This is a genomic window from Kitasatospora sp. NPDC048239 (genome assembly GCF_043202015.1).
In the GTDB taxonomy this organism is placed as follows: domain Bacteria; phylum Actinomycetota; class Actinomycetes; order Streptomycetales; family Streptomycetaceae; genus Kitasatospora.
Genome location: NZ_JBICZP010000022.1, coordinates 75,869 through 90,842 on the forward strand (window position 1 = coordinate 75,869; position 14,974 = coordinate 90,842).

Sequence of the window (14,974 nt, forward strand, 5' to 3'; positions counted from 1 at the left end):
GATCGACCGGACAGGGCCAAGCGAGCCGAGTGCTGCCACCGTCGTGTGCGGTCGGCGGGTCGGCCCCCGCCCGACCGTGGCCACGACATCCGGAAATGATCTCCGCTTCGGCGTGCCCTACAGTACGGAGCACCTCCCCGCTTGGCCCGCCTCCCGCGGCCGCCAAGTCCACCACGACCCGGACAGCGAGGACCAACCGATGGCCGCCGCCGCGCAGCGCACCGATGCCCGACGCAACCGCGAACGGCTGCTCGCCGCCGCCCAGGAGGCGTTCACGGAGGCCGGCCCCGAGGCCTCGCTCAACGAGATCGCCCGCCGGGCCGGTGTCGGCCCCGGCACCCTCTACCGGCACTTCCCCACCCGCGGCACCCTCCTCGCGGCCGTCCTCGACGAGCGGGTCGAGCGGCTCTGCACCACCGCCGACCGGCTGCTGTCCACCGAACCCGCCGACATCGCGCTCGCCGACTGGCTGCGCGCCTTCGTCGCCCACGCCCGCATCAACCAGGGCCTCGGCAGCGCGCTCCTGATGGAGGCCGAGGGATCGCTGGGCACGGACTGCCACCGCCGGATCCGGGAGGCGGCCACCGCCGTGCTGTCCAGCGCCCGGATCAGCGGCACCGCCCGCCCCGACCTGACCACCGACGACCTGCTCCAACTCGCCCTCGGCGTCGCCCTCGCCACCCCGCACCCCGGGCAGGGCGACCAGGCCGAGCGGCTGCTCGACCTGGTGCTGGACGCGGTGTGCCCGGGCTGACCATCCGGACGGTGGCCTGAGGCCCGACCCCTCAGGCCACAGGGTCAGAGCCAGTTGCGGCGCTTGAACACCAGGTACAGGCCGGTGCAGACCAGACCCATCAACCCGATCGCGAACGGGTACCCGAAGGCCCACTTCAGCTCCGGCATGGACTGGAAGTTCATCCCGTAGACCGTTCCGATCAGGGTCGGGGCGAACAGGATCGCCGCCCAGGAGGAGATCTTCTTGATCTCGTCGTTCTGCATGTGCCCGGCCTCGGCGAGCTGCTTCATCTCCTCGTTCTGCCGCTGCGAGACCAGCGTGGCGTTCACGGTGAGGATGTTCTGCAGCATCTGCCGGAATCCGTCCACCCGCTCGGCCGCGTAGGTCGCGTGGTCGGCCACGTCGCGCAGGTAGCGCTGGAGCTCGTCGTCGGTGCCGTACTTCCCGAAGCCCGCCTCCAGGCTCTTCATGATCTCCAGCAGCGGCCGGGTGGCCCGTTGGAACTCGATGACCTCGCGCGAGAGCTCGTAGATGCGCCGGGACACCTGCGGGTCGCCGCCGAACACCTCGGTCTCGATCTCGTCGATGTCGTGCTGGAGCCCGGCGATCACCGGCGCGTACCCGTCGACGACGGCGTCCAGCACCGCGTACAGCACCGCCTCCGGTCCGAGTGCGAGCAGCTCCGGGTCGGCCTCCAGGCGCCGGCGCACGGCGGAGAGGTCCGGGGCCTGCGAGTGCCGGACGGTCAGGACGAAGTCCGGGCCGACGAAGAGGTGGATCTCACCGAAGTCGACCTCCTCCACGTCGTCCAGGTAGCGGGCGGCGCGCAGCACCACGAAGAGCGTGTCGCCGTAGCGCTCCAGCTTGGGCCGCTGGTGGGCGACGATGGCGTCCTCAAGCGCCAGTTCGTGCAGTCCGAAGCGCTCCGCGGCCTCCAGCAGCTGCGCCTCGGCGGGCCGGAACAGTCCGATCCAGGCCATCGTGCCGGGCTTGCCGGGCAGTTGCCGGTAGATGTCGGCCAGGCCCGCGCTGGCGGGTGCCCCGACCCGGTGCCCGTCCCGGTACACGGCCGCGTCCACCACGGAACGCTCCAGGGTGACGGGCTCGGCGGGCTGATCGGGCCTCGGGTCCATCGAGTGCTCGGGCGCTGGCTGGGCGTCCTCGACGCGGACGGCGGTGAGGGAACGGGAGAACGGACGCTTGCTCGCGCGCACGGCGCGCACTCGCCAGTCGGACATGGCGGTACCTCCACGAGTCTGGGTCCTCCGCCCGTGCCGCAGGCCCGGGGCGTGCTCCCGGGGCGGGTGGCAGGGGCGGCAGGCGGCCGGCCGTCCTCCACCGCGCACGGCGCCCGGTCCGCACCGGCACGGCCCGACGCGGTCAGCGGCGGGGTGCGGGGGCGCGGGTGGCGGGAGCGGTACGGGAGGAGGGGAGCCGGGTGCCGGAAGAAAAGGGGGACATCCTGGGGCAGGGCCGACTTCGACCCGGACTACTGCTCTCCACCGCTCTCACCTCCTCGCCGCCGGGGCGCCCCTCCGGGGTCGCCTCTTGCCGGGCCACCAGGAGCGTCCACACCGCGCGGCCGCGGGCGCACGCACACATGCGCCGGTCAGGCGGGTGGGCACCCCTGATCTCGTCAGAGCTTTGGCACGCCACGGCGTAGCACCGGAAGGTGCAGCCACTTGGGGTCACCCCTTAGGCCGGGGAGACCTGTCCTGACCCTGGGCGTCTCTCGACGTCGTGGGGTCAGTGGCCTGTGTCCATGGCGACGCCTCACCGAACGAGGTGCCTTCACAACTCCACCGAGTCTAGTACCCGCGCGACGGCACCTCCGACCACGGCCCGGGCCCGCGGTGCCCGCCGACCGCCTTTCGACCACGCGGAGGCCGGCTCGACGCCCCTGCTACCCCGGCGCCGCGTTCGTCGCCGACGGGGCGGTCGGCGACTCACCCAGGTCCGCGCGCCCCCGGCGCCCGGAGGCACTGCCGCCTCGTCAGCACAGGGCGAGGTGCGCGGCGGCGTAGGGGATGGCCACGGTCTCCAGGCCGCCGACGGTGCCGAACACCGGGTGGACGTTGACCTCGAAGACCACGCCGCCGCTCTCCGCGGCCAGGTCGACCCCGGCGAACGGGAGCCCGAGGGACTCGGTTGCGCGGACGGCGAGTTCGGCGAGCCCGGCCGGCAGGTCGCCCTCCGCCAGCAGGGTCGACACGGCGCCCTGGCTCTCGTTGCAGGGGGCGTCCGGGTCCGGCTGGACGTGCTCCACCGCCCGGACCACGCGCCCGGCGAGGACCACCACCCGGTACTGGTGGCGCCGGCCCTCGGCGTTGTAGTTGGCGGCATCGCGGGCGATCAGCCAGTCGGCGCCCGAGGCGCCGTAGTGGCGTGCGGCGGCGGTCAGTTGGGCGCGGGTGGTGACGTGGAAGACGTCGTTGCCGCCCATGCCGACGGTGGGACGCGCCCAGACGTCGCGGCCGAGGCGGTCGAAGGCGTCGGCGGCGGCCTCCGGGGTCGGCCGGGAGAGCGCGATGGTGGGCATGTGCGGGATGCCGTCCCGGGTGAACCGCTCGACCGTGAGGTCCTTCTCGGTGGCCGCCCGCCAGGCGTCCGCGTCGGTGCCGAACGAGCGGGCGCCGTGCTTGCGCAGCCGCTGCTGGCAGGCCGTGAAGTCCCGGCGGCGGTGCGGCGGGATCTCGTAGACCAGGACCGCCTCCGCTGTCACGGCCCTTCCGGCGGAGGGCACTTCGATGTGGAGGAGGCCGTCGGCTCCGCCGATCCGGCCGGATCCGCCGGTCATGAAGTGGCGCGCGTCGAACAGGACGGGCGTCCTGCCGGTGAGCATCTGCACGGCGGTGGCCAGCGTCTCCCGGCTGCCTTCGGTCGAGCTGTGATCAGTCATGAGAACTAGCTCGGGTCGGCCCATGCGGCCATGGAACAGGCCGCGACCAGCCCCGGCAAGGGTGCGCCGTCGGCCATTCGGGGCCCGGTGGCCGGAAACCCGGCCAGGGTGGCCCGGCATGGCTCGCGGCGGCCCGGTGTCTCCGCTCGTCCCGGCCTCCGCCCCCCGCTGTGGACGGGCCCGAACCCGCGCAGCGCCCCATACTGGGGGAATGGCGCAGAACACTCCTCCGCCGCATCGCCCGTCGACCCTCACGGTCAAGGGGCGGAATGTGCGGCTGCGTACGATCGGGGTGGCCGTTCTTGCCGTGCTCGCCGTCTGGTTCATCGCGGCCAACACCGGATCGGTCTCCATCAAGTTGTGGATCGCCACCGTCACCCTGCCGCTGTGGGCGGTCCTCGCCGTGACGCTGCTGACGGGGATGATCCTCGGTTTCTTCATCGCCCGCCGCCGGGCGAAGGGCTGAGCCCGCCCGGGCGGGCCGCGACGCTTCGAGTGCCCGTCCGGCCTGCTCGACCGGCCCGGCCCGCCCGAGACGCGGCCGCGGCCGCTGTCCGAGGTGTCCCCCGCCGCGGTCTCCTCGCGCAGACGCCGACGGCCGGAGGCATGATGGCCACGAGGACGACCGAGGAGGGTGCCGGCCCATGGACATCTCGTTGACCACCGATCGGCTCATCATCCGGGACTGGTCCATCGACGACGCCGAGCAGGCGCTGGAGATCTACGGCTCGCCGGAGGTCGCGCGCTGGCTCACCCCGGCGATGGACCGCGTCGGCGACGTGGCGGCGATGCGCTCCGTCCTCCAGGCCTGGCAGGAGGCGCAGCCGAACCTGCCGGTGCCCCGGGGGCGCTGGGCCGTCCAGCGCAAGGAGGACGACGCGGTCGTCGGCGGCCTCGGCATCCGGCTGCTGCCGCCCTACGAGGACGATCTGGAGATGAGCTGGCAGCTCGCGCCCGGCGCCTGGGGGAAGGGCTACGCCGTCGAGGCCGGCCGCGCCCTGATCGCCTGGGCCTTCGCGCAGGATGCCGAGGAGCTCTTCGCGGTCGCCCGGCCGAACAACGTCCGCGCCATCTCCATGGCGAAGCGGCTGGGGATGGAGTGGGTCGGCGAGACCACCAAGTACTACGGGCTCAGCCTGCAGGTCTACCGGATCCGCCCCAGCGACCTGCCCGGCTGACCGGGCGCCGTCGGGGCCCGCACGCCTCCCGCAGCCCGTCACGGGTGGTCACGGCCCGTCGCGGTGCGTTTCAGCCGACGGGCCGGCCGGCCAGCGCCGCCGCGACGCCGAGCGCCCCCGCTCCCAGCAGGGCGCTGACCACTCCCCGGCGGGCGGCGAGCAGCCACAGCGCGGCGCCGGCCAGCACGGCGTACTGCCACCCGTGGCGCAGGGCCAGGGTGAGCGGGATCGCCGACCCCGCGATGGCTCCGATCACCGCCGGCCCGGCACCGGTGAAGAAGGCCTGCACCCGCTCGCTGGCCCGCACTCCGTCGAAGTGCCGCCCGCCGAGGAGCACGAACAGGAAGGACGGGGCGAAGGCCACCGCGGCCGCGAACAGTCCGCCCCACACTCCGGCGGCGGCGTAGCCGACCACGGCGACGGTCTGCACCACGGGCCCGGGGGTGATCTGGCCGAGGGCGACGGCGTTGAGGAACTGGCCGTCGTCCAGCCAGCGGTAGTGGTCGACCGCGTCGGCCTGCATCAGCGGGATGATGACGAACCCGCCGCCGTAGGACAGCGCACCGACCTTGAGCGCCACCCAGGCCAGGGCCGGCAGGCCGCCGCCGAGCGCCGGGGCGGCGGCCAGGACCGGCCAGCCCGCCGTGGCCCGGCCGCGCGGGCTGCGCCGCCCACCGGTGCGCACGGCGACCTCGGTGAGGCCGGCCGCCAGCAGGACCAGGACGAGCCACGGTCCGGTCAGCGCGGCGGCCGCCCCGCCCAGGAGCGCGTAGCAGAGCCAGCGCGCGCGGGCCGGGAGCGCCCGGCCGGCCCGCTGCCGGCTTGCCGGGACGAGCGACCAGGCCGCGTGCAGGGCGACGGCCGCCACGGCCGATCCCGCCCCGGCCGCCGCGCCGCGCACCCAGAGCGGCGGCCGTCCGGAGAGGAAGAGCGCCGCCAGGGCCAGGATCAGCACCAGCCCGGGCAGGATGAAGCAGACCCCGCCGACCAGGGCGCCCGGCACCCCGCGCAGCCGCCAGGCAGTGAGGATCGCCAGCTGGGTGGAGGCCGGGCCGGGGAGCAGGTTCGTCGCGGTGATCGCGTCCTCGAACTCCGCCGCCGCGATCCACCGCCGCCGGTCCACGCACAGCCGGCGCAGCAGCGCGATGTGGGTGGGCGGGCCGCCGAAGCCGGTGCAGCCGATCCGTCCCCACTCCCGCGCTATGGTGCCCAGCCCCACCCGGGCCGCGCCCGGTCGGCCCTCGTCCACCGCCACGTTCCGCTCATCTCCCATGTCACCCGATCCCGGTACAGCCCCGGGACCTTACCGGCCGGATTTGAACGGCCGGGGCGGGCCCCCTGCCCGGTGTCCGGGCAGCCGGCCTCGTCGTCAGGGGCGGCCGGGCTTGCGCGCCTCGATCAGGAAGCGTGCGGAGTGCGCGACGAACGGCCCCTGCGAGCGGATCAGCGCGTCCAGCTCGCGCAGCCGGTCGAGGTACGCCTCGACGGTGAAGCCGGGGACCATCCAGATCACCTTCCGCAGGAAATAGACCACCGCGCCGATGTCGCGGAACTCCGTCCGCAGCCGCTCGGAGCGCAGGTCGACCACCTCCAGCCCGGCCGCCCGGGCGGCGGCGCTCTCGGCCTCGGGCCGGCGGGCGAGGCGGGCCTCGGGCTGCGGGCCGAGGAAGTACTCCACCAGTTCGAACACCGAGGCCGGTCCGACGTGCTGCGCGAAGTAGGTGCCGCCCGGCCGCAGGACCCTGGCGATCTCCGTCCACCACACCGTCGCCGGGTGCCGGCTGGTCACCAGGTCGAAGGCCTCGTCCGCGAAGGGCAGCGGCGGCTCGTCCGGATCGGCGACCACGACGGCGCCCAGCGGGTGCAGCAGCGCGGTCGCCTTGGCGACGTTCGGCGGCCAGGACTCGGTGGCGACCATCGCGGGCGGCAGGCTCCCCGCTCCGGCCAGCACCTCGCCGCCGCCGGTCTGGATGTCCAGCGCCGCCGACGCCGATGCGAGGCGCCCGCCGAGCAGTCGCTGATAGCCCCAGGAGGGCCGCTGCTCGGTGGCCCGGCCGTCCAGCCAGGAGAAGTCCCAGCCGTCGACGGATACCGCCTCGGCCTCGGCGATCAGCTCTTCGAACGTTCGTGTACCAGGCATGGCTTCATCCTCCCCGCGGTCTCCCCGCGGGCCAACCGGGTTTCCGGGACGCGCCCGCCACCGGCCGCGGGCCGCGCTCTCCGTGCCCATGTCAGCTTTAGGCCAAGATTGTCAGTTCATCCTATCCACCCATCTTGTGCACACGATCCCCGCATACAGTGAGGCCCGTTCCATCCCGGTGTCCCCCGTCAACGGGCCGTCTCAGGCGTGCTCATCGCTAGGACTGGAGTGAACTGACCATGCTGGCACGTCACTTGTGGAAGCACCTGACAAATTCCGTCGTCCGCAGGGGCGCCGGCGCGACCCTGGGCGCCCTCGCACTCGTCGCGGCCTTCGTCCTCGCGGGCACCGCCGCCGGGACGTCGAGCGCGGCGGCCAGGCCGGCGGGCTGGGGCGGTCCCGGCACGTGGGCCTGCAGCGGAGCGCCCGTCCAGTCCGGGTGGGTCATCACCCTCTACGACCGGACCGGCTGCAACGGCAACGGCTCCTGGTACCAGGAGCCGGTCAAGGACGGCATCTGGACCTGCTCGGGCTCGCCGATCGTCCCCGGGTACGTCATCACCGACCACATCCAGAGCGGCTGCAACGGCATCGGCTCCTGGCGGCACAGCCTCCCCAAGGACGGCATCTGGACCTGCGGCGGGTCACCGGTCATCAGCGGGTACGTCATCACCGACTACATCGTCAACGGCTGCAACGGTGTCGGGGCCTGGCGGCACAACCTCGCGCGCAACGGCCTGTGGACCTGCCCGGGCTCGCCCGTTCCGGCCGGCTGGCGGGCCAGCACCTACAGCGCCGGCGGGTGCAGCGGCCTCGGCGCCTGGGCCCTGGTCCGCGCCTGACCCCCGGAGGCGCCGCAGACCCCTTCGGCGCCTCCGTCGCATCCGCCGACCGCCGTGTGGCCGACCGGCCTTAGCCGGCCGCGCGCTGCGCGGCGACCGCCCACGCCCTGGTCACCGCACCGTGCGCGTCCGCGGTGGCGGCGGCGGTGTCCTCCGGCAGGTGCAGCGGCGCACCCAGGTGGACGTGCAGGGCGGGCCGCCGCAGGGGCGCCGTGGCCAGGCCGGCCAGCTGCTTCGCGGCGCCGCCGGAGCCCACCCGGCGGGCGCCCGCCTGGCCGAGCGGGACGACGGGGGCGCCGGTGGCCCGGGCCAGCCGGGCGGGGCCGGTACGGAACGGGCCCGGCGCCAGCTCGCCCGAGTCCCGGCGGCGCGGCAGTCCGCCCTCGCCGTAGATGAGCACCAGCCGCCCGCGGGTCAGCGCGTCCGCGGCGGCGTCCAGCGCCTCGGCCGCCCGCTCGCTGCCGCGGTGGACCGGGATGTGGCCCTCCCGCCGCAGTACCCCGCCCAGCAGCGGCATGCGCCACAGCCCCGCCGCCGCCAGCACCACCGGCCGCACGTCCAGGCGGTGCAGCGCGGCCAGCACGATCGCGGGGTCGGCGAGTGAGGTGTGGTTCGCCACCACGATGCTTCCCGGGGCGAGGCCGGCGCCGGGGTCGCTGCTGACCGTCAGGCGGCCGAAGGCGGGGACGAGGGCGGCGGCGGTTCGGCTGAGCATGGCGTTCGTGGTCCTTCGGGCAGGCTGGGCGGGATCGGTCGCAGGACCAGCCTCCTCGCCGGCGGCCGTCCCCCGCCTGAGTACCCGTACTCAACCCTGCAACCGGCGCCGGTCCGGCCCGTGTTCCGCGCCCCGCCGGAGAGCGGTAAGCCGCGCGCTGTTCCGAAAGGGAGGGCCTAGGCTCAAGGGATGAGGCGACTCGACGCGGTGGACCGGGCCCTGTTCGACCGAGTGGCGCTGGCGCGCCTGCACGGCGCCCGCCCCTGGCTGCGCGGCCTGAGCCGGGCCGCCGACCACGGGGTGCTCTGGCTGTCCGCCGCCGCCGTACTCGGCGCGGTCGGCGGGCGGACCGGACGGCGGGCGGCGCTGCGCGGCATCGGGTCGCTGGCGCTGGCCTCGGCGACGGCCAACATCGCCGCCAAGCAGCTGACCCGGCGCCCGCGTCCGCTGCTGGACCAGGTGCCCGTCCCGCGGCTGCTGCTCCGACAGCCCGTCACGACCTCGTTCCCGTCCGGGCACTCCGCCTCGGCGGCGGCCTTCGCGGCGGGTGTCGCTATCGAGTCACCGCTGCTGGGGGCCGCCGTCGTGCCGATCGCGGCCGCCGTGGGCGCGTCCCGGGTGTACACGGGCGCGCACTACCCGGGCGATGTGCTGGCGGGCTTCGCACTGGGCTCGGCCATGGCGGCGCTGACCCTGCGCTGGTGGCCCCGATCGGCCGAGGGGCCCGTCCCCGCCGGTCCGCCGCGCCGGCCGGCCCCGGCCCTCGCCCAGGGATCCGGCCTGTTCCTGGTGGTCAACAGCGGCTCCGGCAACGGCGCGCTGCTGCCGACCGGCCCCGAGGACACGGTGGCCGGGCTGCGCGCCCTGCTCCCCCGCGCCGACGTCCGGCTCTGCGGCCCCGACGACGACCTGCCCGCACTGCTCGCCGACGCGGCCGACCGTGCGGCGGCCGCCAAGGGCGCGCTCGGCGTCTGCGGCGGCGACGGCAGCGTCAACCTCGCCGCCTCGCTGGCGGTCGAACGCGGCCTGCCGCTGGCGGTCTTCCCCGGCGGCACGCTCAACCACTTCGCGCTGGACCTCGGCATCGGCTCCCCCGACGCGACCGCGGCCGCCGTCGAGGCCGGCGCCGCCTGCGGGGTGGACCTGGGCCTGGCCGTCGACGACACCGAGCGGCGGGTGTTCCTGAACACCTTCAGCCTCGGCGTCTACCCCGAACTCGTCCGGCTGCGCGAGTCGTTGGAGGGCCGGCTCGGCAAGTGGCCGGCCCTGGCGGTGGCCGTCGCCCGGGCCCTGGCCCGCGCCGAACCGGTCACCGTCCAGGCGGCGGGCCGCAGCCGCCGCCTCTGGCTGCTGTTCGCGGGCAACGGCGCGTACGACCCGCCGGGCTTCGCCCCCACCCGCCGGACCGGTCTGGCCGACGGCCTGCTCGACATCCGCGTGGTGGACGGCGGCAGCCGGTTCGCCCGGACCAGGCTGGCGGCGGCGTTCCTCTCCGGCACCCTCGACCGCTCCCGGGTCTACCGCGCCGCCCGGCTGACCGCCCTCGACCTCGACGCCCTCGGCGACGCCGAGCACATCGCCGTGGACGGCGAGAGCGTCCCGGCGGCGGGCGCGCTGCGGCTGGCGAAGATGCCCAACGCCCTGACGGTGTACCGGCCCTCACCCGCATAGGGTCTGCCTGACAGTCCCGCCAGGCCCGGTACGCCCGACAGTTCCCGCCAGGCCCGGTACGCCCGCCCGTCGGACACGGCCTACCGGAAGGCGGCGGCGTTGCGGGCGGCCCAGGCGGAGAAGGTGCGCGGGGAGCGGCCGAGGACCCGCTGGACGTCCGGGCTGATGCGCAGTTCGGCCGGGTTCGGTTCGCCGAGGATGTCCAGGGTGTCGTCGGCGAGCTCCACCGGCATGACCCGGCTCATGGCGGCCCTGGCCTCGGCGCGGGTGAGCTCGTGGAACCGCACCGGCGAGCCCAGCGCGTCGGAGATCGCGGCCGCCTGTCGGCGCGGTGTGATCACCTCGGGGCCGGTCAGCTGGTAGACGCCGCCAGCGTGCCGATCGTCCAGCAGGCAGGCCGCGGCGACCGCCGCGATGTCCGCCGGGTCGACGAGCGGCACGCCGACATCACCGAAGGGCGCGGCGACCAGCCCCCGCGTACGGATGGACTCGGCCCACCAGAGAGCGTTGGAGGCGAAGCCGCCCGGTTGCAGGACCGCCCACTCCGCACCGGATTCCCGCAGGGTGTCTTCGAGTTCGCGCATCGCGATCCGCGTCGGCCCGAAGGGCCTGGTCACCACGCCCTGGCTGGAGAGCAGCACGACCCGCCGGACTCCGGCGGCCGCGGCCTCGCCGATGAGGTCGGCAGGGTTGGCCTCGGCGGCGTGCAGATCGCCGGAGAGCAGCAGGAAGAGCGCCGTCGCCCGGGCCAGCGCAGGCTTGAGCTCGGCCGGCCTGGCAAGGTCCGCCACCAGATGGCGGACACCGTTCGGCACCGCCGCCGGGTGCCGCGACACCGCCGTCACCTGCTGCCCCGCCTCGGCCAGCGCCTGCACCAACGGCCGGCCGATGTTCCCGGTCGCTCCGGTCACCACGATCATGATCAGCTCCTCGTCAGATGTCCTCGGTGGCTCCGACGCTAGGAGGGTGGGCTAACTCCTGGTAAGGACATACCTGAGGGTAAGCTCATGGCATGGTGGGAGGCGTGCAGTCCAGAGGGGCCGAGGCGGGCAGCCGGTATGACGTGTTTCACACCGACTGCCCCGCGCGCGACGTGGTCGACCACGTCACCAGCAGGTGGGGCGTCTGGGTGCTCATCTCCCTGCGGAGAGCCGACCTGCGCTTCTTCGAGCTGCGCGACGGCATCCGCGGGATCAGCGAGAAGATGCTCGCCCAGACCCTGCGGGCACTGGTCCAGGACGGCCTGGTCTGGCGGAGGGTCGAGCCGACGACACCGCCTCAGGTCACCTACGGCCTCACCGGGTTCGGCCACGAGGTGAGCGAACCGCTGACGGAGCTGTTCGACCGGATCACCCGACGGCTGCCGCCGGGAGGCGGTGCCGACGCCGACCGGCCCGATCCGGTAGCCGCGGCGGCGGAGGCGGAGGCGGACCAGCGTCCCGGGTGACGGCCGGTCGGGCGGCTCGGTCACGAGTGAAGCGGGCAGGGCCCTCGCGCGGCCTGCCGCCGCTCCCGCACGACCGCCGGACAGGGTCGGCACCCTGCGGGAACGACCGGCCCTGCGGGAGCGACACGCACCACAAGCCATTCGAGTGACATTGCCCCCGGCCCGCACCTTCGACTCCCTAGTGTGCAGAGCAAGTTAGCCTACGAAGGGAATGCTCCATGTACCGCACCATCCGCACCTTCGCCGTCCTCCTCGCGGCCGCCGGCGCCGTCGCCGTTCCCACCCAGGCCTTCGCCGGGAGCGGCGACAGCACGGAGGTGGTCGTCACCACCGTCACCGTGATCGGCACCGGCAACCAGCTCGCCGGCGGTGACATCTTCAACGTCGGTGGCGACAACGTGGTCGGCTCCTTCAACGGCGAGGCCCCGTGATCCCCGCCCCACCGTGAACGGACCGCCCGCACCCCCCGGGGTGCGGGCGGTTCCGCGTGCGCCGGGCCGCAGGGCATCGCGGGCAGGGCAGAGGCTCCGGGCCTCAGGTCTCGCGCTGGGGGTGGTACTCGGCCTCCGGAATGCCGAACGTCCAGGCCACCCCGGCCCGGGCGGTGCGGGTGCTCGGCGGGACCCGCAGCCAGTAGGTGCGGAAGGTGCCGTCCGGCTCGGCCGTCGAGTTGACCACCTCGACCATCACCACCGGCTCGTCGTCCGGCAGTTGGATCCGCCACAGCACACCGGTCTCGTCCCGGTGCAGCGGCTCGGCGCCGGAGTCCGCCAGATAGCGCTCGTAGCCGTAGTGCTCCAGCATGACGCGGCGCAGCTCGGCGTTCTCCTCCTCACGGATCCGCTCGACGGTGACGGTGCCGAGGCCGCCGAGGAAGTCGGCCGGGACGGGCATGCCGCGCCACGCGTGCAGGGCGAAGCCGTCCGCGTAGGCGAGGGCCGGACCGTCGGCGCGGTCGAGTCGGCCGGCCTCGTCGCGGTGCAGTTCGAGGGGCCGCTCGCTGACCAGGGCCACCCGCTCGTACGGCCACCACCAGCCGGCGCCGCGCGCCACCTCGGCGAGGGCGGCGATGCCCACCGCGTCGGGGTCGGCGCCGCGGGCCCCGACCTGGTCCGCGTCGGGGGCGGCCAGGGCGATGCCGGCCGCGTCGAAGGCCGCGAACCAGGGCGCGTCGTGCTGGCCCCGGACGGCGTCGAGCAGTCCGAGCCGGACGGCCGTGCGGCGGGCCCTGGCGGCCTCGACCACGTCGTCCGGGTCCTCCTCGACGTCGGCCTCGGGGGCCAGCCGGTCGAGTACCGCGTCGCGGATCCGGCCGGCCAGTGCGTTGGCCACCGGCCCGAGCTCCCCGCCGGTGAGCCCCCAGAGCGGTGCCCAGCCCGCCGCGCCGACCTGCTCGACGGCCCGGCGCCGGGCGGCCTCCCACGGCCTGGTCCGGACAGCCTCGCGCACGCTCACCGCGCCGCCGGCCCGCAGCTCCAGCGCGGCCTGCGCCGCCGCCGGCGGCGAGCCGAACCAGCGGACCGCCTCCGGCTCGGCCAGCCCGGCCGCACGGTAGGCGGCCCGCACCGCGCGCTCGACCGCCGCCCGGTCGCCCGGTCCGGTGGCCGCCGCGCTCGCCCGCCAGCGGGCCGTCGCCTCACCCGTCCCGGCCGTCTGCTGCACCGTCATCACGCTCTCCCCTCGCACCGCGGCCTGCCCGGCCGCCGTGGACACCCCGTCCGGTCCACGTCCGGTGTGCCCTGAGCCCCTCGGCTCCCGGTCATCATGGACGCCGGGTCTGACACCGGCGCCCGGCCCCGGACCGCGCCGGGGCGGCGAGCCTGCCGGACCGCCCGAACCGCCGAAAATGGGCTTGAGCGCCGTCCTGGCCGCTGGTTAGCGTGACGTTCATGACGAAGATCCCGCCTCCCGCCGACTGGCGCGCGGCCAACCGCGCCAACTGGGACGAGCGCGTCCCGATCCACGTCTCCGGCGACTTCTACGACGTCCCCGGCTTCGTCGCCGGGAAGGACCCGCTTCGGGCGTTCGAGCTCGCCGAGGTCGGCGATGTCACCGGCAGGACCCTGCTGCACCTCCAGTGCCACATCGGCCTGGACACGCTGTCCTGGGCGCGGCGCGGGGCCACCGTCACCGGCCTCGACTTCTCCGCGCCCGCGGTGGAGGCGGCCGGCGGCCTCGCCGAGCGGATCGGCGCCACCACGGCCCGGTTCGTCACCTCCGACGTGTACGACGCCGTCGACGCGCTCGACAAGCAGACCTTCGACATCGTCTACACCGGTCTGGGTGCGCTGTGCTGGCTCCCCGACATCGACCGCTGGGCCCGGACGGCCGCCGAGCTCGTCGCGCCGGGCGGCTTCCTCTACCTGGCGGAGTTCCACCCGTTCTCCGACGTCCTGGCCGAGGACGGCCTGACCGTCGAGAGCGACTACTTCCAGCGCGAGCCCTTCGTCTGGGACGAGCCCGGCACCTACGCCGACCTGAACGCGGCGACCACCGCGAACCTGACGGTCGAGTGGCAGCACGGAATCGGCGAGGTCGTCAGCGCGCTGACCGCCGCCGGTCTGCGCCTGGAGTTCCTGCACGAGCACGACTTCACGCTGTTCCCCCGCTTCCCCGTGCTCCAGCCCGGTAACGGCTACCGCTTCCCGCCGGGCCACCCCCGCGTCCCGCTGATCTACTCGCTCCGCGCGGTGAAGCCGGTGTAGCGCCCGTCCGCCGCCGAGGCGGTTGCCGGGTGGCCGGCCCGCAGGGGCGACGGCTTCACCGCGGTGAACGTGTCGCGGCCGGTGATCCAGCGGCCGCGGCGCATCACGGCGACCAGGTCGTGGGTGTCGGAGTCCAGGACGACCAGGTCGGCGTTCTTGCCGGTCTCCAGCGAGCCGACCGAGTCGGCCAGGCCGAGCAGCCGGGCGGGGACGGCGCAGAGCGACTCCACCGCCTGCTCCAGGGACAGCCCGTTGACGGTCACCGAGCGGCGGAGGGCGGCATCGAGCGTCAGCGTCGACCCGGCGATGGAGCTGCCGTCGGTGAGCATGGCGACGCCGTCCTTGACCTCGACCTGGAGGGGGCCGAGGGGGTAGAGGCCGTCGCCCATGCCGGCGGCGCCCATCGCGTCGGTGATCAGGGCGACCCGGGAGGCGCCGGCGGTGCCGTAGGCGAGGTCGAGGACCGAGGGGTGCAGGTGGATGCCGTCGTTGATGAGCTCGACGGTGACCCGCTCGTCCTCCAGCAGCGCCACGATCGGCCCGGGGGCGCGGTGGGCGATGCCGGGCATGGCGTTGAACAGGTGGGTGGCGACGGTGGCGCCGGCCTCGATCGCCTCCAGGGTCTTGGCGTAGTCGGAGTC

Annotated in this window: 16 protein-coding genes and 1 riboswitch; of the genes, 8 read left to right on the forward strand and 8 right to left on the reverse strand. The window is 74.7% G+C overall.

Going from position 1 to position 14,974, the window contains the following annotated elements:
* The first annotated feature begins 112 nt into the window (after positions 1-112).
* Positions 113-754 carry a TetR/AcrR family transcriptional regulator gene (locus ACGFZP_RS36305; RefSeq protein ID WP_392941097.1) on the forward strand — a complete coding sequence of 214 codons (642 nt, stop codon included), beginning with the start codon at positions 113-115 and terminating at the stop codon, positions 752-754.
* Between the two features lie 44 nt (positions 755-798).
* On the opposite strand, the gene ACGFZP_RS36310 is transcribed toward ACGFZP_RS36305, so the two are convergent.
* Both ACGFZP_RS36310 and ACGFZP_RS36315 read right to left on the reverse strand, forming a co-directional pair.
* On the reverse strand, positions 799-1,974 hold the full coding sequence (locus ACGFZP_RS36310) for a magnesium and cobalt transport protein CorA (RefSeq protein WP_392941099.1): 1,176 nt from the start codon (positions 1,972-1,974) through the stop codon (positions 799-801).
* Between the two features lie 380 nt (positions 1,975-2,354).
* Positions 2,355-2,528, reverse strand: a riboswitch (M-box (ykoK) riboswitch).
* Between the two features lie 201 nt (positions 2,529-2,729).
* Positions 2,730-3,635, reverse strand: a complete 906-nt coding sequence (locus ACGFZP_RS36315) for a RimK family alpha-L-glutamate ligase (protein WP_392941101.1) — start codon at positions 3,633-3,635, stop codon at positions 2,730-2,732.
* 211 nt (positions 3,636-3,846) lie between these two features.
* Here ACGFZP_RS36315 and ACGFZP_RS36320 point away from each other — a divergent pair, with 211 nt between their 5' ends.
* The gene (locus tag ACGFZP_RS36320) at positions 3,847-4,101 is read left to right on the forward strand and encodes a LapA family protein (protein WP_392941103.1); all 255 of its coding nucleotides are present in this window, start codon (positions 3,847-3,849) and stop codon (positions 4,099-4,101) included.
* A 178-nt stretch (positions 4,102-4,279) separates the two neighbouring features.
* Positions 4,280-4,813, forward strand: a complete 534-nt coding sequence (locus ACGFZP_RS36325) for a GNAT family N-acetyltransferase (RefSeq protein WP_392941105.1) — start codon at positions 4,280-4,282, stop codon at positions 4,811-4,813.
* 70 nt (positions 4,814-4,883) lie between these two features.
* On the opposite strand, the gene chrA is transcribed toward ACGFZP_RS36325, so the two are convergent.
* Positions 4,884-6,086 carry a chromate efflux transporter gene (chrA, locus tag ACGFZP_RS36330; protein ID WP_392941107.1) on the reverse strand — a complete coding sequence of 401 codons (1,203 nt, stop codon included), beginning with the start codon at positions 6,084-6,086 and terminating at the stop codon, positions 4,884-4,886.
* Positions 6,087-6,182: 96 nt separating this feature from the next.
* Positions 6,183-6,953: a class I SAM-dependent methyltransferase gene (locus ACGFZP_RS36335; protein ID WP_392941109.1), complete on the reverse strand. Its 771-nt coding sequence runs from the start codon at positions 6,951-6,953 to the stop codon at positions 6,183-6,185.
* A gap of 239 nt (positions 6,954-7,192) precedes the next feature.
* Here ACGFZP_RS36335 and ACGFZP_RS36340 point away from each other — a divergent pair, with 239 nt between their 5' ends.
* On the forward strand, positions 7,193-7,795 hold the full coding sequence (locus tag ACGFZP_RS36340; RefSeq protein ID WP_392941111.1) for a hypothetical protein: 603 nt from the start codon (positions 7,193-7,195) through the stop codon (positions 7,793-7,795).
* A gap of 70 nt (positions 7,796-7,865) precedes the next feature.
* Here ACGFZP_RS36340 and ACGFZP_RS36345 read toward each other — a convergent pair whose 3' ends face one another.
* Positions 7,866-8,510 carry a lysophospholipid acyltransferase family protein gene (locus ACGFZP_RS36345; protein WP_392941113.1) on the reverse strand — a complete coding sequence of 215 codons (645 nt, stop codon included), beginning with the start codon at positions 8,508-8,510 and terminating at the stop codon, positions 7,866-7,868.
* A 189-nt stretch (positions 8,511-8,699) separates the two neighbouring features.
* On the opposite strand from ACGFZP_RS36345, the gene ACGFZP_RS36350 reads away from it, so the two are divergent.
* A complete protein-coding gene (locus ACGFZP_RS36350; protein WP_392941115.1) occupies positions 8,700-10,181 on the forward strand; it encodes a bifunctional phosphatase PAP2/diacylglycerol kinase family protein in 1,482 nt (493 codons plus the stop codon).
* An 80-nt stretch (positions 10,182-10,261) separates the two neighbouring features.
* Here ACGFZP_RS36350 and ACGFZP_RS36355 read toward each other — a convergent pair whose 3' ends face one another.
* Complete coding sequence (locus tag ACGFZP_RS36355) at positions 10,262-11,101, reverse strand: SDR family oxidoreductase (protein WP_392941116.1); 840 nt, start codon at positions 11,099-11,101, stop codon at positions 10,262-10,264.
* A 92-nt stretch (positions 11,102-11,193) separates the two neighbouring features.
* Here ACGFZP_RS36355 and ACGFZP_RS36360 point away from each other — a divergent pair, with 92 nt between their 5' ends.
* A complete protein-coding gene (locus ACGFZP_RS36360) occupies positions 11,194-11,628 on the forward strand; it encodes a winged helix-turn-helix transcriptional regulator (protein WP_392941117.1) in 435 nt (144 codons plus the stop codon).
* A gap of 218 nt (positions 11,629-11,846) precedes the next feature.
* A complete protein-coding gene (locus ACGFZP_RS36365) occupies positions 11,847-12,059 on the forward strand; it encodes a hypothetical protein (RefSeq protein WP_392941119.1) in 213 nt (70 codons plus the stop codon).
* A gap of 103 nt (positions 12,060-12,162) precedes the next feature.
* On the opposite strand, the gene ACGFZP_RS36370 is transcribed toward ACGFZP_RS36365, so the two are convergent.
* A complete protein-coding gene (locus tag ACGFZP_RS36370; protein WP_392941120.1) occupies positions 12,163-13,296 on the reverse strand; it encodes a DUF6745 domain-containing protein in 1,134 nt (377 codons plus the stop codon).
* A 221-nt stretch (positions 13,297-13,517) separates the two neighbouring features.
* On the opposite strand from ACGFZP_RS36370, the gene ACGFZP_RS36375 reads away from it, so the two are divergent.
* On the forward strand, positions 13,518-14,333 hold the full coding sequence (locus ACGFZP_RS36375) for a class I SAM-dependent methyltransferase (protein ID WP_392941122.1): 816 nt from the start codon (positions 13,518-13,520) through the stop codon (positions 14,331-14,333).
* Here the strand turns inward: ACGFZP_RS36375 and ACGFZP_RS36380 are convergent.
* A partial coding sequence (locus ACGFZP_RS36380; protein WP_392941124.1) for an amidohydrolase family protein occupies positions 14,303-14,974 on the reverse strand: 672 nt, incomplete at its 5' end. The genes ACGFZP_RS36375 and ACGFZP_RS36380 overlap by 31 nt on opposite strands.